19 protein-coding genes, 1 pseudogene and 1 riboswitch are annotated in these 19,617 nt (G+C 35.3%); of the genes and pseudogenes, 12 read left to right on the plus strand and 8 right to left on the minus strand.

Annotated features, from left to right (window positions below; translation table 11 throughout):
* Nucleotides 1-4: 4 nt before the first annotated feature.
* The 3 genes and pseudogenes from ltrA to ACTQ5K_RS01820 form a co-directional block, all read right to left on the minus strand.
* Nucleotides 5-1,831, minus strand: coding sequence for a group II intron reverse transcriptase/maturase (ltrA, locus tag ACTQ5K_RS01810; RefSeq protein ID WP_031537410.1), 1,827 nt, complete (start codon nucleotides 1,829-1,831; stop codon nucleotides 5-7).
* Between the two features lie 698 nt (nucleotides 1,832-2,529).
* Nucleotides 2,530-3,621 (minus strand): annotated as a pseudogene (locus ACTQ5K_RS01815) (DNA topoisomerase); the annotation flags it as partial.
* A gap of 245 nt (nucleotides 3,622-3,866) precedes the next feature.
* A complete protein-coding gene (locus ACTQ5K_RS01820; RefSeq protein WP_162837578.1) occupies nucleotides 3,867-4,025 on the minus strand; it encodes a hypothetical protein in 159 nt (52 codons plus the stop codon).
* A 113-nt stretch (nucleotides 4,026-4,138) separates the two neighbouring features.
* Here ACTQ5K_RS01820 and ACTQ5K_RS01825 point away from each other — a divergent pair, with 113 nt between their 5' ends.
* From ACTQ5K_RS01825 to ACTQ5K_RS01845, 5 genes are all read left to right on the plus strand, one after another.
* Nucleotides 4,139-4,519 carry a J-domain-containing protein gene (locus tag ACTQ5K_RS01825; RefSeq protein WP_031537413.1) on the plus strand — a complete coding sequence of 127 codons (381 nt, stop codon included), beginning with the start codon at nucleotides 4,139-4,141 and terminating at the stop codon, nucleotides 4,517-4,519.
* Nucleotides 4,520-4,781: 262 nt separating this feature from the next.
* Nucleotides 4,782-5,582: a flagellar motor stator protein MotA gene (motA, locus tag ACTQ5K_RS01830; protein ID WP_031537414.1), complete on the plus strand. Its 801-nt coding sequence runs from the start codon at nucleotides 4,782-4,784 to the stop codon at nucleotides 5,580-5,582.
* Nucleotides 5,575-6,375 carry a flagellar motor protein MotB gene (motB, locus tag ACTQ5K_RS01835; RefSeq protein WP_031537415.1) on the plus strand — a complete coding sequence of 267 codons (801 nt, stop codon included), beginning with the start codon at nucleotides 5,575-5,577 and terminating at the stop codon, nucleotides 6,373-6,375. Before motA ends, motB begins: the two co-directional genes overlap by 8 nt.
* Before the next feature lie 208 nt (nucleotides 6,376-6,583).
* Complete coding sequence (locus tag ACTQ5K_RS01840) at nucleotides 6,584-7,687, plus strand: carbohydrate kinase (RefSeq protein WP_031537416.1); 1,104 nt, start codon at nucleotides 6,584-6,586, stop codon at nucleotides 7,685-7,687.
* A 13-nt stretch (nucleotides 7,688-7,700) separates the two neighbouring features.
* The gene (locus tag ACTQ5K_RS01845) at nucleotides 7,701-8,612 is read left to right on the plus strand and encodes a pseudouridine-5'-phosphate glycosidase (protein WP_031537417.1); all 912 of its coding nucleotides are present in this window, start codon (nucleotides 7,701-7,703) and stop codon (nucleotides 8,610-8,612) included.
* Between the two features lie 300 nt (nucleotides 8,613-8,912).
* Here ACTQ5K_RS01845 and ACTQ5K_RS01850 read toward each other — a convergent pair whose 3' ends face one another.
* On the minus strand, nucleotides 8,913-9,242 hold the full coding sequence (locus ACTQ5K_RS01850; protein WP_081836628.1) for a helix-turn-helix domain-containing protein: 330 nt from the start codon (nucleotides 9,240-9,242) through the stop codon (nucleotides 8,913-8,915).
* Between the two features lie 785 nt (nucleotides 9,243-10,027).
* A riboswitch (cyclic di-GMP riboswitch) is annotated at nucleotides 10,028-10,112 on the plus strand.
* A 32-nt stretch (nucleotides 10,113-10,144) separates the two neighbouring features.
* Here ACTQ5K_RS01850 and ACTQ5K_RS01855 point away from each other — a divergent pair.
* The gene (locus ACTQ5K_RS01855; RefSeq protein WP_081836629.1) at nucleotides 10,145-10,294 is read left to right on the plus strand and encodes an anti-repressor SinI family protein; all 150 of its coding nucleotides are present in this window, start codon (nucleotides 10,145-10,147) and stop codon (nucleotides 10,292-10,294) included.
* 157 nt (nucleotides 10,295-10,451) lie between these two features.
* Here the strand turns inward: ACTQ5K_RS01855 and ACTQ5K_RS01860 are convergent, their stop codons facing one another.
* Nucleotides 10,452-10,775, minus strand: coding sequence for a helix-turn-helix domain-containing protein (locus ACTQ5K_RS01860; RefSeq protein WP_031537421.1), 324 nt, complete (start codon nucleotides 10,773-10,775; stop codon nucleotides 10,452-10,454).
* A gap of 273 nt (nucleotides 10,776-11,048) precedes the next feature.
* Here ACTQ5K_RS01860 and treR point away from each other — a divergent pair, with 273 nt between their 5' ends.
* The 3 genes from treR (at nucleotide 11,049) to map (ending at nucleotide 13,431) form a co-directional block, all read left to right on the plus strand.
* Nucleotides 11,049-11,765, plus strand: coding sequence for a trehalose operon repressor (gene treR / locus ACTQ5K_RS01865; RefSeq protein ID WP_031537423.1), 717 nt, complete (start codon nucleotides 11,049-11,051; stop codon nucleotides 11,763-11,765).
* Nucleotides 11,766-11,841: 76 nt separating this feature from the next.
* Nucleotides 11,842-12,360 carry a type 1 glutamine amidotransferase domain-containing protein gene (locus ACTQ5K_RS01870; protein ID WP_031537424.1) on the plus strand — a complete coding sequence of 173 codons (519 nt, stop codon included), beginning with the start codon at nucleotides 11,842-11,844 and terminating at the stop codon, nucleotides 12,358-12,360.
* A gap of 318 nt (nucleotides 12,361-12,678) precedes the next feature.
* Entirely contained in the window at nucleotides 12,679-13,431 is a 753-nt protein-coding gene (gene map, locus ACTQ5K_RS01875; RefSeq protein ID WP_441131329.1) for a type I methionyl aminopeptidase, read from the plus strand.
* A gap of 124 nt (nucleotides 13,432-13,555) precedes the next feature.
* Here map and ACTQ5K_RS01880 read toward each other — a convergent pair whose 3' ends face one another.
* Nucleotides 13,556-13,780, minus strand: coding sequence for a DUF1128 domain-containing protein (locus ACTQ5K_RS01880; RefSeq protein WP_031537426.1), 225 nt, complete (start codon nucleotides 13,778-13,780; stop codon nucleotides 13,556-13,558).
* 154 nt (nucleotides 13,781-13,934) lie between these two features.
* Here ACTQ5K_RS01880 and ACTQ5K_RS01885 point away from each other — a divergent pair, with 154 nt between their 5' ends.
* The 3 genes from ACTQ5K_RS01885 to ACTQ5K_RS01895 all read left to right on the plus strand — a co-directional run bounded on the left by ACTQ5K_RS01885 (nucleotide 13,935) and on the right by ACTQ5K_RS01895 (nucleotide 15,912).
* Nucleotides 13,935-14,408, plus strand: a complete 474-nt coding sequence (locus tag ACTQ5K_RS01885; protein WP_031537427.1) for a low molecular weight protein-tyrosine-phosphatase — start codon at nucleotides 13,935-13,937, stop codon at nucleotides 14,406-14,408.
* A gap of 52 nt (nucleotides 14,409-14,460) precedes the next feature.
* Nucleotides 14,461-14,835, plus strand: coding sequence for a YtxH domain-containing protein (locus tag ACTQ5K_RS01890; protein WP_031537428.1), 375 nt, complete (start codon nucleotides 14,461-14,463; stop codon nucleotides 14,833-14,835).
* 255 nt (nucleotides 14,836-15,090) lie between these two features.
* Complete coding sequence (locus ACTQ5K_RS01895; protein WP_031537430.1) at nucleotides 15,091-15,912, plus strand: YihY/virulence factor BrkB family protein; 822 nt, start codon at nucleotides 15,091-15,093, stop codon at nucleotides 15,910-15,912.
* 353 nt (nucleotides 15,913-16,265) lie between these two features.
* Here ACTQ5K_RS01895 and ACTQ5K_RS01900 read toward each other — a convergent pair whose 3' ends face one another.
* Together ACTQ5K_RS01900 and ACTQ5K_RS01905 are read right to left on the minus strand one after the other, a co-directional pair.
* Nucleotides 16,266-18,197, minus strand: a complete 1,932-nt coding sequence (locus ACTQ5K_RS01900) for a heavy metal translocating P-type ATPase (protein ID WP_031537431.1) — start codon at nucleotides 18,195-18,197, stop codon at nucleotides 16,266-16,268.
* 195 nt (nucleotides 18,198-18,392) lie between these two features.
* Nucleotides 18,393-19,568 carry an MFS transporter gene (locus tag ACTQ5K_RS01905; protein ID WP_031537433.1) on the minus strand — a complete coding sequence of 392 codons (1,176 nt, stop codon included), beginning with the start codon at nucleotides 19,566-19,568 and terminating at the stop codon, nucleotides 18,393-18,395.
* Between the last annotated feature and the right edge of the window lie 49 nt (nucleotides 19,569-19,617).

Here is a 19,617-nt window from a genome sequence, read left to right on the forward strand (position 1 = left end):
TCCATCAAGTAGTTACAAGATTGATCGGTTCAAGACTACATTGAGTTCGAAGTTTATTTAGCTTGTTAAGAGCTTTTTTATCTTCAATGAGATTGCTGTACTTTTCTATTGTTTCGGGTTTAATTGCATGAATAAGTTTATGGACATCTTTATGAACAATTCTAAGGTTTTGGTAGCCATCTGTTCCCCCAAGTTCTCTTGGTATGACGTGATGACAATGTAGCGTGTCTATAGCAAGTTCAATTTTTGTTACTTCACATTTCATTTTTGTCATGGAAGCTCTTGAAATTCTATTGTCGTTGTATTCAGCCGTTTCATATGGATTATAATTTTTCATGAGTTGAATGATGTTATTATTAGTGCTGTTTTCCAATTTCTTAGAGGATTTGTTTCGCCCCTCTTGGGTGTAATCACATATGTCTTGGCTGAAATTCATAACTGGTTTGTGTTGAACATGGTCGATTGGATAGATGAAAACCTTGTGAATCTTCCACGTTTTTGCTTTCGAATTTCCATAGAATTTCTTATACAAAGGCGATATTTCGCTACGTTTAGGTGTTCCATAGTTCGCTACATTTCTTAGTTTGTGGAGCATAAACTTATCCAAAGAGAAAGCTAATTTAGAGAAGTCAATATTAGCATAGGTAGCACAGCTATAATACTCATGCCAACCTAAAATCATGCTATTCAGCTTAGTCACATGGGAAGATTCAGGTTGTTTAGCAATTAGCTCAACCTGACTTCGGATTTCATCGCTCATTCGTTTCATTGCTTTGCCTGAAATGTGAGATTGTGCTACATATCCTCCGAATGTTTTTCCCTTTTTGACGGCTTTTATTTTGACTCCTAAGAAATCTGAGTAATTTTTACGCAGATTAATAATTTTTGATTTCTCTTCACTTATTTCTAACTTTAATCTGATATTCAACCACTCTTTTACAGCGGTATAAATTCTTTTGGCAGTGTTGTAATTTCTACACATTATTTTGAAGTCATCGGCGTATCTCACAATGTACATTTGTTTCAAGTTTGTTTTCTTTTGTTGATTGTACTGACTTGCATAAGTCTTGTACTTTTTTATAGTTTTAAAAGTTTCCCATTGTGATGAAATCCACCAATCAAGTTCATTAAGGACAATGTTTGATAGCAGAGGGGATAAAATGCCTCCCTGTGGAGTTCCTTTCTTTGGTATTCCTTCTCCTTGTATGGGGGCTTTTAGCATCGCTTTGATTATGCTAATTAGTTTCCTATCTTGAATACCTAATGCATACATTTGTTTAACCAACTTTGTATGATTTACATTATCAAAGAATCCTTTTATATCAATATCCACTGTATAGTACATTTTTCCGATATTGATTAAGGACATCATACGAGATATTGCATGTTTGGTACTTCTGTTTGGTCGGAAACCATAGCTATGCGGATGAAATTTTGCCTCACATATTGGCTCAAGGACTTGTCGAATACTCTGTTGTACCAATCTATCCACCATTGTCGGTATCCCTAATGGTCTTTTCTTACCATCTGCTTTTGGAATATAGACTCTTTTAACAGTATCAGGCTTGTAGTTATTTAACTTTGCTTGAACCATTTTAATATAAGAGTCCAAACCCTTGTCTTTAATGTCTTTAATTGTAATGTTGTCAACACCCGCTGTTTGACTTCCAGTGTTAGTTTTTATCATTCTAAATGCCAATCGAATATTATTTTCACTGGAGATGGTGTCCATTAGATTACGAAACGAAAAGTTGTTTTTCGATTTTTGATACAAGTCATCAAAGACTTGTGTCATCTCATAGTAATCATTATACCTGTATTTGTTCGCCACTCTGTTGGGACAACTCCTTTGAAGGATGTTGCTTTCCCTGTCTTACCCGAAAAACAGAGTCATAGTTTGAATCAATCAACTTGTCCTTACTTGACTTGTGCCTATCCCTCTACAGCTTATTATCACTGCTTCATCGGTACTGTGGCACTACTTTCACCAAGATTAAGTAGCTTCATCTGGCTTTTCGTCTACAACTGTCCTCGACTATGAGTTTCTGTCATGACAGATACAGTTCTTGGCTTCCCACGTTCCAAAGATTCCCGTTAACGCAATACTTAGGTGCCTCCTTTGAGCCTGTTAGCTTAATACCGTCATTCGCTCGGTATAGAGTCTTTCATAACGCCAATTCTTACTCAACTCCGCTAACGTACCAAATTGGTACTACGTTATCATCACAGATACCGTAACCACCTATAGACTCGTACATTCAGAGGTTCGTCAGTGTATAAACACATTCTCACCATATATTACAACCACCCGACTACTCTAAGTGACAGTTCTTAATTCCTGTTCACTTTCGCCGACTTCACCCCGCTTTAAACAGTTCCACCATAGTCTGCTTCCCTGCTTAGGGGAGTATTAGTGTGAGGGTTTCAGCACAGCATGACGGCTTTCATTCCCCTCAAGGATTCTTCAGTTTTCTACTAAACCATCCCAACTGATATTTCTATCAGAATTTCAGGTTAACGTGTCGCACTGGCATGGTGATCAGAAACTTTATTGTTATTGAACACATTATTTGCCTCGATTTTTCCTTTATTACGTAAGACCGGTTGCACCTCTTCTTTAAATGCGCCAGCAATACTTTCTAAGCGATCAAGCATGGTAGCCTTCATATCTGTTGTTAAGTAACGTGAGTCCGTTCTAGGATAGGTTACTAGTTTATGCTGTTCATATAGCTTTTGCAATACATTTAGCGTCTTTTTAGCAGAAAAGCCAAATCGTCTATTTGCATCACGCTGCAACTCGGTTAAATCGTAAGGCAATGGTTGATGTTCTGTTTTTTCTTTTATAATAAGGGATTCTACAGTAGCGGGCTTTCCCTTTGACTTAGCCACAATCTGTTCTGCTTTTTCTTTAGAAAAGATTCTTCGCTCCTGGTTATTTTCGTATTTTGCTTGCAGCGAGTCTACGTTTGCAGTGATGGTCCAATATTCTTTCGGAACAAAGGATTGAATTTCTTTTTCTCTTTCTAGAACCATGGAGAGGGTTGGTGTTTGAACTCGACCAGCAGACAATGGGTCATTGAACTTAGTAGTTAAGGCTCTTGAAACATTTAATCCAATTAGCCAATCTGCTTGAGCTCTACATACAGCTGATTGGTATAAGCGATCAAATTCCTTCCCTGGTTTTAACTGCTTAAATCCATCTTTTATTGCACGGTCGGTTTGAGACGAAATCCATAAGCGTTGAGTTGGTTTGTTAAAATGGATTTTTTCTAATATCCATCTTGCAACTAATTCTCCTTCTCGTCCTGCATCGGTTGCGATAATACATTCTTTAATATCTTTTCTTTTTGCTAATTGTTCAATGGCTTTGTATTGATGACTTGTTTGTTTCATGACCTTTAATTCCATCTTCTGTGGAATTATTGGCAAATCATCTAGATTCCAATTTTTATATTTAGGATCATAGTGCTCTGGCATTTTTAATTCAATTAAGTGGCCTAAAGCCCAAGTAACAATATATTTATCTGATTCTAAATAGCTTTTATTTGATTTATTGCAGCCAAGTACTCTTGCAATTTCTCTTGCAACACTTGGTTTTTCACATAAAACAAGCGACTTCATTTAAACACCTTCTAACAATAAATTTTTGGCCGTTTCTTGATTTTAAATAAAAGTTGGTTGATTACTGTTTATTCAACTTAAGGAAAAGCTTTTTATGGATAATACGATACATTCTAGTATAACATGAGTTGAGGCTGGTAATAGGATATAGTGTTCAATGAGGGGGACTGTGTTTCTTTTAGCTTTTCGGAAATAAGAGGAACGGCGTCCATTCTCTTTTTTTGAACGCCGTATGTTGATTTGTCTTACTCTTCTTCTTCGATTCGATTCTTAAATGCTTCTTGTGTTACAATAAATTCTTCATCTCCAGGAGCATCCTCTGTATGTGTATGCTTTCTTGTGTCTTTTGGAAGCGGTCCAGGATGATGTTTCTTTTTATGATTAAAATGTTCTCCACGTGCCATTGATAACACCCCTTTCTTACCTTTCTATTTTTCATAAAAATGGTCTATCCTATACGAAAGTAAATGGAAAAATATATAATGAAAATAGGCATATAAAACAGGAGGGGTTGGGAATGGATTTTTCGTTTCTTGTTTCAGAAGACAAAATTAAAAAAGCGTACCAAAATGGTGAGTTTAGCAATCTTCCTGGGTTCGGTAAACCACTTCCAAAAGATAGCTTAGCCTCCGTACCAGAAGAATTGCGAATGGCTTATCGGGTATTGAGAAATGCTGGATATTCTTTAGGGGAAGATAAGATTAGGCAGGAATTGTTGTCAATGGAAGATTTAATCCGTTCTTGTGAAACATCAGAAGAGAAAGTGGATTTGCAAAGAAAATATAATGAAAAATTATGGAGATTTAATAAAATGATAAAAGAGCGAACAGGGACTAATCATTCAAAGTATTTTTCTAATTATCAGAAGAAGGTAGAGGAACGGTTATTTCCTAAGTAAGTCTTTGGGTTTAGCTAATAAAGGTTATTTTTTGCTTACTTGGTAAGATGGACTGCTTATTCGATTTTTATCTTTTAAAAGGATAGAATGATTAACATAAGGTGAGAAAATATCGCCCTTATTTTTGAAAAAAACAGGACTATTGGCATAAATCAGGAAGTTAACAAAATTTACATAAAATAAAACTAAAAAAAAGAGGAGATTTGTCGAAAAAAAGGGTAAGACTTAGAAACGAAATTTTGGAATAAGATAGGTGAACAAGATGGATAAAACATCCTTGATAGGAATTATACTTGCCATTATTGCTGTTGGAGTAGGGATGGTTTTTAAAGGAGTTAGCCCAATCGTATTATTGAACCCAGCGGCTATTCTTATTATTTTAGTCGGTACAGTTGCGGCAGTAGTTATTGCCTTTCCAGCTTCTGAAATTAAACGAGTTCCAAAGTTATTTGGTATCCTGTTTAAGGAACAAAGAATACAGGATACGAAAGAGTTAATCCGTTTGTTTTCAGAGTGGGCACAATTAGCTAGAAAAGAAGGTTTACTTGCTTTAGAAGCAAAAACAGATGAAATTGAAGATCCATTTTTGAAAAATGGCTTATCTTTATCTGTTGACGGACAAAGTGCAGAGTATATTAGAGATGTATTAACAGAAGAAATAGAGGCGATGGAAGAAAGACATCGCACTGGATCACAAATTTTTACACAAGCGGGAACTTATGCCCCTACATTAGGAGTGCTAGGTGCAGTAATTGGACTTATTGCGGCATTGGGAAATATGTCAGATGCCGAAGCACTTGGACATGCTATTAGTGCTGCGTTTGTCGCTACTCTAATGGGAATTTTTACAGGATACGTTTTATGGCATCCATTTGCAAATAAGTTGAAAAGAAAATCACAAATGGAAGCAAGCCAAAAATATTTAATGATAGAAGGAGTTCTCTCTATTTTAGAGGGAGAAGCACCTAGAGTAATTGAACAGAAACTTGCATCGTATTTACCAGTTTCAGAAAGAAGAAAATTTCTGGAGGAAAATGAAAGTAGTGTGAATGCGAATGAGTAAAAAGAAGAAAAAAAAGAGAGTTCATCATGATGAACATGTAGATGAATCTTGGTTGGTTCCGTACGCAGATATTCTGACGTTATTGTTAGCTTTGTTTATCGTATTATATGGAATGAGTTCTGTCGATGCAAAAAAATTCTCAGCACTAGCAGATGCATTTAATAGAGAATTACAGGGAGGGACAGGTTTCTTTGAATATCCTAGCCCCACACCATCCATGGAGGAGAAAGAATCAGATATTAATATAGATGATAAAGAAAAACAGGAAGAATCAAAGGAGCTCTCGGAAGAGGAATTAAAGGAATTAAAGAAACAGCAAGATCAAAAGGAATTGGAAGATATTCAGAAAAAGGTAAATGCTTATATTGATGAGAATAAATTAGGTAATAAGCTTGATACGAAGCTTACTGGGGAAGGCTTACATGTATCGATTAGAGATAATGTCCTATTTGCTTCAGGAAGTGCAGATTTACGAAGCAAGGATAGAAAAATCGTTTCAGAAATTGCCAATTTACTGGTGATGGATCCTCCAAGGAGTATAATCATAAGTGGGCATACTGATAATGTTCCAATTAGTAATTCTCGTTATGATTCAAACTGGGAACTAAGTGTAACGAGAGCGTTAAATTTCATGAAATTACTCCTTGAAAATAAAAAACTTGATCCGAAATCATTTAGTGCTAAAGGTTACGGCGAGTTTCAACCGATTGCCAGTAACAAGACTGCTGAAGGAAGAGCGCAAAATAGAAGAGTGGATATTTTAATTCAACCACGAATAGCAACAGAAGACTAACGAATGACAGTCTTTCTGTTGCTGTTTTTTTGTAATTAGGAAGAAGGATGCTCGTTATAAGACGAATAGATAAAATTTTTGCAGGAATGAATAAATTATTGTCTTTCTATAAACAAAAGTTTATAATATAAACAAAAGTTTTGTTAGGCAAGAGTACAAGTTTTTACACATTATATTATTGTTAGTTTCACTTTAACCTGAGGGGGAAATGGAAGTGAATGATAAAGAGATGTACATCCTTCGGCTAATTAAAGAAAATCCCTTTGTTACGCAAAATGAATTAGCTGAGAAACTGGGGCTGTCCCGTTCTGCTGTGGCAGGGTATATTTCTTCTTTAACAAAAGAAGGAAAATTACTTGGAAGAGCTTATGTACTACCGAAAAAGAAAGAAGTTATTTGTATAGGCGGAGCCAATATTGATCGTAAGGTTCAAGCAGAAGAAACGATTCAGTATGGGACATCCAATCCAGCCTCAACCAGTCAGTCACCTGGAGGAGTAGCAAGAAATATTGCAGAGAATTTAGGTAGACTGGGTATCGATACCTCTTTATTCACTATTGTAGGAGAGGATCATGAAGGGGAATGGTTATTAGATAATACGCAGCACTATGCGGATATCACTCCTTCTCTGTTGTCTAATCTAAATAGAACTGGTACCTATACAGCGCTGTTAGATTCAGATGGTGAGCTCGCTGTGGCTTTAGCGGATATGTCTATCTATGACAGCATTGATAAAGATACAATTGATAAAAAATGGGGCTATATAGCAGCATCGGAACTAGTCATATTAGATACTAATTTTTCAGGAGATGTATTAGAGCATATTATTGTTCGATGTAGACAAGAAAATATGGCATTATGTATTACCCCTGTATCCGCACCTAAGGTCAAAAAATTGCCCGATAATTTACAGGGAGTAACATGGCTTATTGCAAATAGTGATGAAGCCGAGGTACTTACTGGAATGAAAATTAAAGAAGAGGGAGATTTCTTTAAGGCTGCCGAAAAAATTATTGCCAAGGGTGTAGAAAAAGTCGTTATAACTCGAGGAGATAAAGGCCTGATCTATTTTACAAAACTTGGTGAAGCAGGGGTTATTTTAACTCCAGAAGCAGAAGTGATTGATGTAACAGGAGCAGGAGATTCACTCGTTTCAGGCATCATGTATTCGCATATCAAAGGGCTAAACACAGAAAATGCATGCAAAATTGGAATTGCTTGTTCGATTATAACATTGCAATCAAATCAGACAGTAAACCCTTTATTAAATAATAAAAAGCTACAAGAAATTTTCGGAAAATACTTTCGTTAAAAGGAGCATGAACATGAAAACAGAATGGCTAGAATTTTCAAAAGAAGTATTGGAAGCAAAGAAAAACAATCAACCGATTGTCGCATTAGAATCAACTATTATATCACACGGTATGCCTTATCCTCAAAACGTAGAAACAGCTAAAGAAGTAGAAGATATTATTCGTAAAAATGGAGCAGTACCTGCAACAATCGCCATTATAGAAGGAAAAATTAAAATTGGTTTATCAGAGGATGAGATTGAATTTTTAGCTAAAAGTGACAATATTGAAAAAGCAAGCAGACGCGATTTACCTTATCTGATTGCTGGCAAGAAAAATGGTGCAACAACGGTTGCTGCTACGATGATTTGCGCAGAACTTGCAGGAATCAAAGTGTTTGTAACAGGCGGAATTGGTGGTGTTCACAGAGAAGCTGAACAAACAATGGATATTTCTGCAGACTTACAAGAGCTTGCTAAAACAAGTGTAGCAGTTGTGTGTGCTGGTGCAAAATCAATTTTAGATATTGGTTTAACGTTAGAATATCTAGAAACATATGGTGTCCCGGTTGTTGGTTATGGATCAAAATCTCTTCCAGCCTTTTATACAAGAACTAGTCCATTTGAAGTGAATTTTTCTGTAGAAACTGCAAAGGAAGCAGCAGATATGATTCAAACAAAATGGGAGTTAGGACTAGATGGCGGGGTTGTAATTGCTAATCCAATTCCAGAAAAAGATGCGCTTGAGGAAAAATATATTACGGATATTATTGAAAAAGCATTACAAGAGGCGAAGGAGAATAATATTACTGGTAAAAGGGTAACTCCATTTCTATTAAGTAGAGTAAAAGAGCTAACAGAAGGTACAAGCTTAGTAGCTAATATTGCATTAGTTAAAAATAACGCAGAAGTTGGTTCTAGAATAGCAGTCGAGTTAAATAAATAATACAAGGACTAGTTAAAGTAGAATGCCGCCTAAAATCGGATGCTAATTCTGCTTTAACTAGTCTATTTTTATCCCGTATTTACACCCCAGTAAGACTCTCCACCGATTGCTTAATAGAATACGAGGAAGATAGGTGGAGATTCACCCATTTCCGAACGGTGCCACTAATCAATAGTGAGGAAAGTATAAAATGTCCCATGTTGGTTAGTTGCACTTTATTAGAAATGAGCTTCTTCTTCTAGAAAGCCGAAGCCCATTCTGTGTGGTACCTGCGCTTATTCCATTGCGCATTTCGCGTTACTAGTCTTTTTGTCTTTTTTTGAACTTAACGTATTCAAGAATACCGGCAAAATCTTCTTTGGTAACCCCATCCTCTATAGCTTCTTCTACTAAACTCATCCAGTCTTCATCTATTCCGTCAATTACTGTATTGTTATTGTCTAGTAGTTCTTCTACATTGGTATCAAGGGTGTGGGCGAGTTTCGTAAGCACTTGAAGGGAGGGGTTTTTTTGAATGCCCCTTTCAATATAACTTAAGTAGGATTTCGAGACACCGGATCTATCGGAAAGTTCATTGATAGAATAACCTCTTTTTAATCTTAGCTTCTTTATCTTTATTCCAACCAACATGAATATTCTCCTTACCACATATAGAAGTATAATTTCATTATAACGAACGTATCGTTCAATAAAAAATACAAAAAAGCTAGAAAACGAGAGTAATTTTGAGAAAACGAACGATTTTTGTTCGTTAAAGAGAAATAATGGCTGTTTTTGGAATTTTTGAAAATGATAGATTTGCACTATACTAATAAAAAAAGTTCTTTACTAAGAACGGTTTAGATGTTTATAGAACTAATCGATTATACTACAACACAATGATGTAAGGAGTTCGTTATAACGGTCCGTAAAGTCCGATTGTTCTACTAACCTTCAGTAGGGGATGGTGGCAAAACTCCAGTGATGGAAGTTTCACTTATAAAGCTAAATAAATAAAGAGGGTGAAAAATGTATAGGAAAAATTGTGATAAATGCTTTAGACCGTCATTTAGTAGTAGTGAACTAGGAAATTGGATTTGTCCTATATGTCAAAATGATTTAACGGAATATCCTTTTTTTGACGCGATTACATATGAACAAATTCATATTAATTATTCGTTTAAAAAAGTGATAAAAAGCTATACAACACAATACTATAATAGAAAGTCACATTAACTAGTAATGCAGGCATATAAAAAGAAGTAAATAATGCGTTTGTAGGATTATTTCGATAAAATTCGCGGGAGATAACTTTTTTTGTAGAAACAGCAAGAAATCTTTTAGTAATTTGTCCTAATTTTATGACAAATTACTGCATCTTTTAAATGTAAAAAACGCTATAATGATAAAACAGTAAAGGACAAGTGAAACCATTATGATGTTAAGGGCAAACCAATACGAAAGTTTGGGACGCAAAGTCACGGATCTAATGTTTTATACAATGATGGCCGGACTGCCAAAATACAAATGTATTTTTGGGGAGGAAGAATTAAGTGATTAATAGTCAACTTTTTACCGAAGAATTGGATTCAGAATGGATTCAATTAATTAATGAAGCCAAAAATATTGGAATGAATTTGCAAGAAGTAAGAGCATTTCTGCGAAGTGAGAAGGATTACTTAATTCAGGAAAATCCGAAATAGTCATTTGTATAAAAGTAGATTTATAATGTTAAAGGCAAAAAAAAGAATGTCTACGTTGAATTTCTCACAATTAGTATGATGAGCTAATTATGAGAAATTCAATGTAGAAAAATCTCTTTCGAATTTTTATGTCTTTATATCATATTTAGGCATGGAATTATTTTTTTTGTTCCAGTCTCCATCTATTAAATTCCAAAAACTCACGAAATTCTTTTTTGGATACACCAGAATCCATAGCTTCTTTTACAATTTTTAACCATTCTGAATCTAAGTCATCCTTGTTTTGATGGTCATTTATCAAATGATCAACTGGTATATTGAAAACAGCTGCAATTTTTTCTAAAAATTGAATCGATGGATTGGATTGTAAATTTCTTTCTAAAGAACTTAAATATGATTTTGCCACTCCTGCTTGTTCTGCTAATTCCGATAAGGACATTCTTTTCTCTAAACGTAGCTGCTTAACACGATCCCCAATCATACGCTCACTCACTTTCACTCTTAACGGTATGTATATTTATCATAGCATTTATAGATGAAAAGTTCCATATAAAGAACGAATTGTTCTATCCACTATGCTTAAATAGAGAGATGAATTTCATTTTTTGTTCATAATATTGAAATGTCTCATTAGTATTTACCCTTTCCTACATAAAATGAAACATTTTTTTAGTTGTTTTTCAATCCTTTTTAGACAATTTGTCTGAAAAAGAGTAGAATGGTAACGAATAATTTGAAAATGTTGGTGAATTACGTGTTGAATAAATATTATGTGATATTTGAGGAGCTTGAAGCTGCGATAAGAAATGGGAAGTACCCGCCAGATACTATTTTACCATCTGAAAATGAATTAGCAGAGCAATATAATACATCTAGAGAAACCATTCGTAAGGCTTTAAATATTTTATCTCAAAAAGGATATATCCAAAAGCTCAGAGGGAAGGGTTCCTTAGTTCTTGATTTAGAAAAATTACAATTTCCCATTTCAGGATTGGTTAGCTTTAAGGAATTGGCTGATAAAATGGGACATTCCTCTGTAACGATTATTGAGCGTTTTATGAATACACAGCCATCCTCGCTTTTACAAAAAGAAATGCAGCTTAAGAAAGAAGATTCGATATGGGAAGTTTTTCGAGTTAGAGAAATTAATCAGGAACGGATTATTCTAGATAAGGATTATATCGTTCGGAAGTATGTGCCAGGATTAACGGAAGAAATATGTAGAAACTCTATTTTTGATTATATAGAGAAGGAATTGAACTTAAAAATTAGTTTTGCTAAAAAGGAATTTACAGTGGAAGAACCGACAGAAGAGGACTATAATTTGCTTGATTTAGAAGGATTTCATTCCATTGTTGTTGTAAAAAACTATATCTATTTTGAAAATGCCACTTTATTTCAATTTACAGAGTCTCGACATCGACCAGATAAGTTTCGCTTTGTTGATTTTGCAAGGAGAAATGAAGCATAAAAAGAACGATAGCATGTTTTATTTTCTATCTATGGGGAACGTTACATATAGAAAATAGGAAAAGGAGATGCTATATATGAGTAAAAAAATTGCAACTTTAATTACTGATATGTTTGAGGATTCTGAGTACACAGAACCGGCTAAAGCATATAAAGAAGCTGGACATGAAGTAGTAACAATTGAATTGGAAGCTGGAAAAACAGTGGAAGGAAAGCAAAAAGAAGCGACGGTTAAAATTGATAAGGGGATTGCAGATGTGACTCCAGATGAATTCGATGCTTTATTTATCCCAGGTGGCTTTTCTCCTGATCAGCTTCGGGCAGATGATCAAGTAGTTGCCTTTACTAAAGCCTTTATGGATGCAAAGAAACCAGTCTTTGCAATCTGTCATGGCCCTCAATTGCTTATTACTGCAAAAGCGTTAGAGGGTAGAAATGCTACTGGCTATAAATCCATTAAAGTGGATATGGAGTATGCAGGTGCAACCTTTAAGGATGAAGAAGTAGTCGTATGTGGCGATCAATTAGTGACAAGTAGAACCCCAAAGGATATACCGTCCTTTACTAGAGAGTCTTTAAAGCTTTTAAATAAATAAGGAAAGTAAGATAGGAAGAGTCTGTACGTACACCTATTCATGATAAGGAGAATATAATCTTTTTATCATGAGTTGGAGTAGGTATAGGCTCTTTTTTGTGTTAATCTTAAGGAGAGATCATTGTACTTTTGGATTATTTGAAGCAATGCTTGTTGTTTTCCAAAACAAGTCAACGAAAGAATGGTAAATTACATTCTCACTTATAAGTAGCATACTTAATAAAAACCGCAAATAGGAAGAGGATATATCAGGGGGAATAGATGAAACCCTATTTTTTTAATCCTTAGCGGTAACTTTAGATAGAAAGAAGGATTGAAAATGATTGTTTTAAAATCGAAACGAGAAATAGAAAAAATGAAGAAGGCAGGCGAGATTCTGGTTGGTTGTCATAAAATGATTGCTAAGCTTGTAAGACCAGGAATTACTACTTTTGAAATTGATCAAAAGGTAGAAGCGTATTTAGCGGAAAAAGGGGCAACGCCTGAGCAAAAAGGGTATCGTGATTATGCATATGCAACTTGTGCAAGTATAAATGACGAGATTTGTCATGGCTTTCCAAGGAAAGAACCACTGAAAAAAGGGGATATTGTAACAATTGACATGGTTGTTAATTATAATGGAGCATTGGCTGATTCTGCATGGACATATGCGGTTGGAGAAGTATCAGCAGAGCTACAGAAATTAATGGATGTAACAAAAAAGGCATTGTATATAGGGATTGAACAAGCAAAACCAGGAAATCGAATCGGAGATATTGGATTCGCAATTCAACAGTATGTAGAGGAACAAGGACTTTCTGTTGTACGAGACTTTATCGGCCATGGCATTGGAAAAGTAATTCATGAAAAACCAGAAGTTCCTCATTTCGGGTTAGCGGGAAAAGGGCCACGTATAAAAGAAGGCATGGTATTCACAATCGAACCTATGGTCAATATTGGTGATTATAAAATGAAAATGGATAACAATGGCTGGACAGCAAGGACGATGGATGGCAAGCACTCTGCACAATATGAACATACGATTGCCATTACAAAAGAAGGACCTGTGATACTTACAGATCAAGATGCTTGATCTGTAAAAGCTACATATGAGAAGGCAAAAAACAATTGTTAATCTCTTGTAAGTTAAAATGAACTGGCTAAAAACAATAATCAGTGAGATGTGTCCACTGATTATTGTTTTCTTTATAGGTAAATTATTGCTTACGCAAGTTTCCTAATTCTTCAGCAATTGCCTGCATTTCATTTGGACTAAAAGAATCTCTTTTCATGACATGTTCATAAATTTCTTTAATTTCATCATAAAGATCTTCATCAAAATGAGTGGATTTAATGGCGCCGATGTTTAAAACCTTTAGCTTTTCTTTTATTTTTTCAATCATGAAATTTACGTTTTCTGTCGTTTTATTATCTAAATTCATACCTTTCCCCTTTCTTGGACAATAAAGTTGTTCTATTCATCTTTTCATGCAAACATAGAAATGTCAATATAGAGTATTAATCGCCAAAATAGATTGGTTATAATTACTTTAAAAGTAATCAAGTATGTAAATACAAAAATGGAGGAAAATAAAAATGAAAGTACGTGTTTTATTTATTTGCTTAGGAAATATTTGTCGCTCCCCAATGGCTGAGGCTGTATTTCGTGATTTAGTGGAAAAAGAAGGATTACAAGAAAAGATTGTTTGCGATTCAGCTGGAACAGGCGGATGGCATATTGGAAATCCGCCTCATCATGGAACAAGAGATATCTTAAAAGTAAATAAAATTAAGGATACGGGCATATTTGCTCGTCAATTAGAGGAAAAGGATTTAGAAGATTATGATTATCTAATTGCAATGGATAACAGTAATATTGCAAACATTAGAAAGCTAAATGAAATGTTAGATTATACAAAGGTTCGACTATTAATGGATTATACGCACCATGCTGTGGGAAAAGAAGTACCAGATCCGTATTATACGGGCAATTTTGAAGAAGTTTTTGCGTTAGTGAAGGATGGCTGTGAAGGTTTGTTACAAGATATAAAAAATAAGTATGGCTTGTAATCAAATCAATTCCATCCTTCATTGATTAAAAAAAGAAGGGTGGAACTAGTGGATGAAAATGAGTATATCAAAAGGACTTTTTATCGGGAGCCTTATTGGAACAGCCATAAGTCTATTGGACAAGCATACAAGGCAAAATGCCGTTACGAATATGCAGCATGCAAAAGATGTGGTAACGGATTATGAGCATATGACAACTAGCCTTAATAGTACTGCGGAAAAAATAAAAAGAACAGCGGTGAAAATTTCGGATGATGCAGTTTTTGTAAAGAAGCAATTGGAAGAATTAAAAGGGATAACACCAGTAGTAGCAGGCATCATTCACGATACGAAGGAAGCATTTTTCAATGGTGACACGAGAAATCAGGAAAGAAAGCTTGTTTCTAGCATTAACTATATACCTGAGACAGGATCAGAAAGAAGATAATATTTTAGAGAATTGTTCTCCTCCTTGCATTTGTTACTAAAATATAAGGGGAGTAATACTCGAGGGAAAAGGTTTAGATGTGCCTAAATGATAGGGAAATCGCTATTTCAATCTATCATTTAGGCATGTATGTTTGCCCAGTTTTTCTTCCTTTTCTCCTTAATAGATGCCTTTTTTTATCAGTGCCATATGTTTTAATAGGGCTGTAAAGGGCAATAGACATACATAAAAGAACTGTTAGGACGGTGATTTTGTATGGGAGAGGTCATTCCATTTATAAAGGTTCTCATCAAGAAAATCCAACAAGATAGTGTATTTGATCTTGCAGCACAGTTATCCTATTATTTTCTCTTATCTATTTTTCCGTTACTTATTTTTGTTATGACGCTCCTACCCTATCTACCGATATCAAAGGAAGACTTATTAGGAGTAGTCGATGGTTTTGCACCTGGAGATATCATGGATACGATTGAAACAAATATCGATCAAGTGTTGAGTAGAAATGTTAGTCTTTTATCATTCGGGATTATTGCAACAATATGGTCTGCTTCTAATGGATTAAATGCTATCGTAAAGGCACTAAATAAAGCCTATGATGTCGAAGAAACTAGATCTTTTATTGTTGCAAGGGGAATGTCTATTTTATTGACGCTTGGGATGATTGCAGTAGTGGTAGTAGCTTTACTGTTACCTGTGTTTGGAGAACAAATAGGGATGTTTTTATTTTCCCAATTTGACTTAACAGAAGAATTCTTATCGATGTGGAACACATTAAGGTTTCTTGCTTCTCCAATCATTTTATTTATTGTGTTTCTTGCTCTTTATTGGGTTGCTCCCAATAAGAGACTTAGATGTATTTCTGCTATTCCCGGAGCCATTTTCGCAGCGATTGGTTGGGTTCTTGCTTCTTTAGCATTTTCCTATTATGTAGGTAACTTTAGTAATTATTCGGCGACATATGGAAGTATTGGAACGATTATTGTTCTAATGATTTGGTTTTATATAACAGGAATCATCATTATATTAGGTGGCGAAATTAATGCCTACTTCACCGAGAGAAAGAAAGAGCCTTGTTAATGGTATCCGTTTTTTACCTTTATAAAAGGAGGCAATCGGAACAAACTATTAGAGGGGAAAACATTAAATAAGGGGGAACTTAGAATGACAAAGCATACAAAAAAAGATGGCGGTACTAAACAAAAAGGAAAAAGCAAGCCGAAGCATAAAACATCTGGATCTGCCAACGGGCAAAACGGCTATCACTAACTAAAAGAACTCCCATTATAGTATTCACTATGATGGGAGTTCTTTTAGATTAACAGGCGGAACTTTTCTTTAAAGTATTATAAGAAGAGCCTTAAGGGTATCGTTCTGATGAATTTCGCTCCATCGAATCCATATTGAAATTCGTCTCTTTAGAGCTGTTTGTATTAACTTTTTAACAACCGCAAGCTATTCAAAATAACCAAGATTGTACTTCCTTCATGTCCAATCACTCCAAAAGGAAGGGCAACGACTTGTAAGAAGTTCGAAACGATAAGAAGCATGATAACAGAGATAGAGAAGATAATATTCTGTTTAATAATTCGATTCATTCGTTTGGATAGATGAATCGCTTCTGCAATACGTGGTAAATCATTTTTCATTAATACGACATCTGCGGTCTCTAAGGCAACATCTGTTCCTTCTCCCATCGCAATCCCTACATTTGCTGTTGCAAGCGCTGGCGCATCATTAATTCCATCTCCTACCATTGCAACGATACCATATTTCTCTTTCAACTCTTTAATGGAAGTTACCTTCTTTTCTGGTAGGCATTCAGCAATATATTCATTAACATTGCTTTCTTTGGAAATGGCTTTGGCCGTTTTTTCGCTATCTCCTGTAATCATAACAGTATAAATACCGTTTTGCTTTAAGTGTTCAATTGCTTTTTTCGACTCTTTTCGGACTATATCCTTTAAGGCAATCAACGCTATTATTTCGTCATTTCGCTGGACAAATACAGCGGTTTTTCCTTCTTCTGATAACTGATTAAATATTTCATTCTGGAAATTTTTCGCTTCTTTTTCTCCAACAAAAGCGGCTTTCCCGATTTTCCATTCTGCATTATCCATCTTTGCAGTAACACCCCAGCCGGAATTATCCTGAATGCTTTCAGGCTGTTTTAACGGTTCTTTATATTTCTGCTCAGCGTATCGAACAATTGCTTTTGCTAAAGGGTGGTTCGAATGGCTTTCAATGCTAGCTGTTAATTGGATAATTTCTTTTTCTGAATATTCGTCATGAACAATCACATTTGTTACGACAGGCATACCTTTTGTTAACGTTCCTGTTTTATCAAAAGCAATCGCTTTTACATGGGCAAGATTTTCCAGATGAACTCCACCTTTAAAAAGGATTCCTGCTCTTGCTCCGTTTGATATCGCAGCAAGGGTAGCTGGCATAATACTTGCCACTAATGCACAAGGTGATGCTACAACTAAGAAAATCATTGCTCGGTAGAACGTTTCATTCCAAGACCAACCTAGAAAAAAATGAGGAAGGAACATAAGCAGGACAACAATTGACAACACTATTTTGACATAGGCCCCCTCAAACTTTTCGATAAATGCTTGAGAAGGCGATTTCTCACTTTGAGCAGATTGAATTAATGTAATAATCTTTTGGAATAGTGTTTCATCTGCATGTTTTGTAAGTATCACAGTAATAGATCCACTTAAATTTACCGTACCTGCAAACACCTCATCATTTATTTCCTTCGTTAACGGTATCGATTCGCCTGTAATGGCTGCTTCATCTATGGCAGTTGTTCCTTTCACAATTTTACCATCAACCGGGATTCTTTCACCTGGCTTAATTAAAATAGTGTCTGAGACGGTAAGAGAGGAAACAGGAACTATTTCTTCGCGACCATCAGGCTGTATTTTTACTGCTTCCTCAGGCTGTAAATTCATGAGCGCAGATATTTCCTTGTTGCTTTTATTCATTGTATATGTTTCTAACGCACCGCTTACAGCAAAGATAAAGATTAGTATGGCTCCTTCTGCCCAATAGCCGATAAGACATGAGCCAATCGCTGCAAAGATCATCAACATTTCCACATTTAATTCTTTATTTGCAATTGTCTCTTCGATACCTTCCTTTGCTTTGGCATAACCACCAATCACAAAAGCGAGCAAGTATAAAGCGATAGATAGATGCGAATAATCCAAGTGGTTTAAGATCCATCCTATCAAAATAAAAATTCCACTTATCCCAGCAGCAATAAGTTCGAGATGGGGAGCTAGCTTTGCAAATAAAGATGGCTTCACTTCTAAAGTTGATTGTACGAAGGATTTTAATTCAGTTTCTGTGGACATTTTCATTTCCTCCTTTAAATAACTAAATATTTTTGATTTCTTTATCTCTTATTGAGAGAGAGAATCAAGTTCAATACCCTTAAAAAACACGAAAGCTGCCACCTAAAAAGGTGACAGCAGAAAAAACAAATAGAAATAATTCTTTGATATTTAGTTGTATGTGTTTATCCTACCACATATCGTATGTGCTGAACATCATTTTGCTTCTGCCAAACGATGGTTTTTTCTTTCTTTTTTTCCAAAGATAAAAATCACCAAGCAAACAGCTAATAAGATGGTAGCTATCACTACAAAATAGCTAATATGCTGGAAATATTGAATAAATACTCCTCCTAAATAAGGGCCAATTAAACTACCGACACTAAAGGCCATACCGCATAGAAGATTTCCAGTAGGCAGTAGATTGGATGGAACTAAGTCAGTCATATAGCTAATTCCTAAAGAGAAGGTAGAGCCAACTGCCATTCCAGCAAGGAAAAGACAGATAATTAAACCGATTAAATAAGTCTCCAGGATGCTGGCAAAAGAAAAGCAGACAGTGCCGATAAATAAAATGGTTATAAGTGTCTGTCTTCTACCGAACTTATCGCTAATCATTCCTAAAGGAAGCTGAAAGACTATTGCACCGATGGAAAAGGCAGTAAGTAAAAACGAAATTTGGACAACTGTCAATTCGATTCTCAAACCATACACTGGAAAACTTGAATTTAAGCTTGATTCCAAAAATCCATAGGCAAGCGGTGGAAGAAAGGCAATCCAGGCATACTTCATAGCACTGGAAAAGCGTTTCATCGTATCGATAAAGGAATTAGTTTCTACCGTTTGCTCTGGAAAATCATTTTTAATCCATAAAATAAAGATCCATGCGATAAAGCACATAATGGATGAAAGAATGAAAGGAAGGGATTCATTAATTTTGATTAAAGGTGTTAATAATGGTCCCACTGCGAATCCTATACCAAAGAAAACCCCATATAGAGAAATATTTCGTCCCCGTTTTTCTTTAGGTGATGCTGTCGTTATCCAAGTTTGTGTAGCGAAATGAAGGGCGTGATCACCAATTCCGATACATAAACGAAGGAGGAACCAAAACCAAAAGGTCTTCCATAGTGGAAAAAGGGCTAATGAAAGGATGACAATCAACCCGCCGAAAACAATTACAGGTTTATAGCCATATTTACGCAAAGGATATTCCATAAACGGAGAAATCAGAAGAATTCCTATATAGAGTCCCACTGCATTTAAACCATTTAAACTAGAAGAAAGACCATCATTTTCAAAAATGACTGCTATTAATGGAAGCAGCATTCCTTGACTAAATCCAGAAATACTGACAATGCTAATTAGTACTGCAAATTTTTTACTGTTCATATTATTCTCCCCATTGATTTACCTGTTGTTTATATTTAGTCTCCCTAAA

The sequence above is a fragment of the Niallia sp. Sow4_A1 genome, from assembly GCF_052116745.1.
Taxonomy (GTDB): domain Bacteria; phylum Bacillota; class Bacilli; order Bacillales; family Cytobacillaceae; genus Niallia; species Niallia hominis.

Excerpts from the sequence above, each read along its gene's own strand:
- ACTQ5K_RS01820 (WP_162837578.1), bottom strand. The coding sequence starts at position 4,025 with ATGGCACGTGGAGAACATTTTAATCATAAAAAGAAACATCATCCTGGA.
- ACTQ5K_RS01825 (WP_031537413.1), top strand. The coding sequence starts at position 4,139 with ATGGATTTTTCGTTTCTTGTTTCAGAAGACAAAATTAAAAAAGCGTAC.
- motA (WP_031537414.1), top strand. The coding sequence starts at position 4,782 with ATGGATAAAACATCCTTGATAGGAATTATACTTGCCATTATTGCTGTT.
- motB (WP_031537415.1), top strand. The coding sequence starts at position 5,575 with ATGAGTAAAAAGAAGAAAAAAAAGAGAGTTCATCATGATGAACATGTA.
- ACTQ5K_RS01840 (WP_031537416.1), top strand. The coding sequence starts at position 6,584 with ATGGAAGTGAATGATAAAGAGATGTACATCCTTCGGCTAATTAAAGAA.
- ACTQ5K_RS01845 (WP_031537417.1), top strand. The coding sequence starts at position 7,701 with ATGAAAACAGAATGGCTAGAATTTTCAAAAGAAGTATTGGAAGCAAAG.
- ACTQ5K_RS01850 (WP_081836628.1), bottom strand. The coding sequence starts at position 9,242 with ATGTTGGTTGGAATAAAGATAAAGAAGCTAAGATTAAAAAGAGGTTAT.
- ACTQ5K_RS01860 (WP_031537421.1), bottom strand. The coding sequence starts at position 10,775 with ATGATTGGGGATCGTGTTAAGCAGCTACGTTTAGAGAAAAGAATGTCC.
- ACTQ5K_RS01870 (WP_031537424.1), top strand. The coding sequence starts at position 11,842 with ATGAGTAAAAAAATTGCAACTTTAATTACTGATATGTTTGAGGATTCT.
- map (WP_441131329.1), top strand. The coding sequence starts at position 12,679 with ATGATTGTTTTAAAATCGAAACGAGAAATAGAAAAAATGAAGAAGGCA.
- ACTQ5K_RS01880 (WP_031537426.1), bottom strand. The coding sequence starts at position 13,780 with ATGAATTTAGATAATAAAACGACAGAAAACGTAAATTTCATGATTGAA.
- ACTQ5K_RS01885 (WP_031537427.1), top strand. The coding sequence starts at position 13,935 with ATGAAAGTACGTGTTTTATTTATTTGCTTAGGAAATATTTGTCGCTCC.
- ACTQ5K_RS01890 (WP_031537428.1), top strand. The coding sequence starts at position 14,461 with ATGAAAATGAGTATATCAAAAGGACTTTTTATCGGGAGCCTTATTGGA.
- ACTQ5K_RS01895 (WP_031537430.1), top strand. The coding sequence starts at position 15,091 with ATGGGAGAGGTCATTCCATTTATAAAGGTTCTCATCAAGAAAATCCAA.
- ACTQ5K_RS01900 (WP_031537431.1), bottom strand. The coding sequence starts at position 18,197 with ATGTCCACAGAAACTGAATTAAAATCCTTCGTACAATCAACTTTAGAA.
- ACTQ5K_RS01905 (WP_031537433.1), bottom strand. The coding sequence starts at position 19,568 with ATGAACAGTAAAAAATTTGCAGTACTAATTAGCATTGTCAGTATTTCT.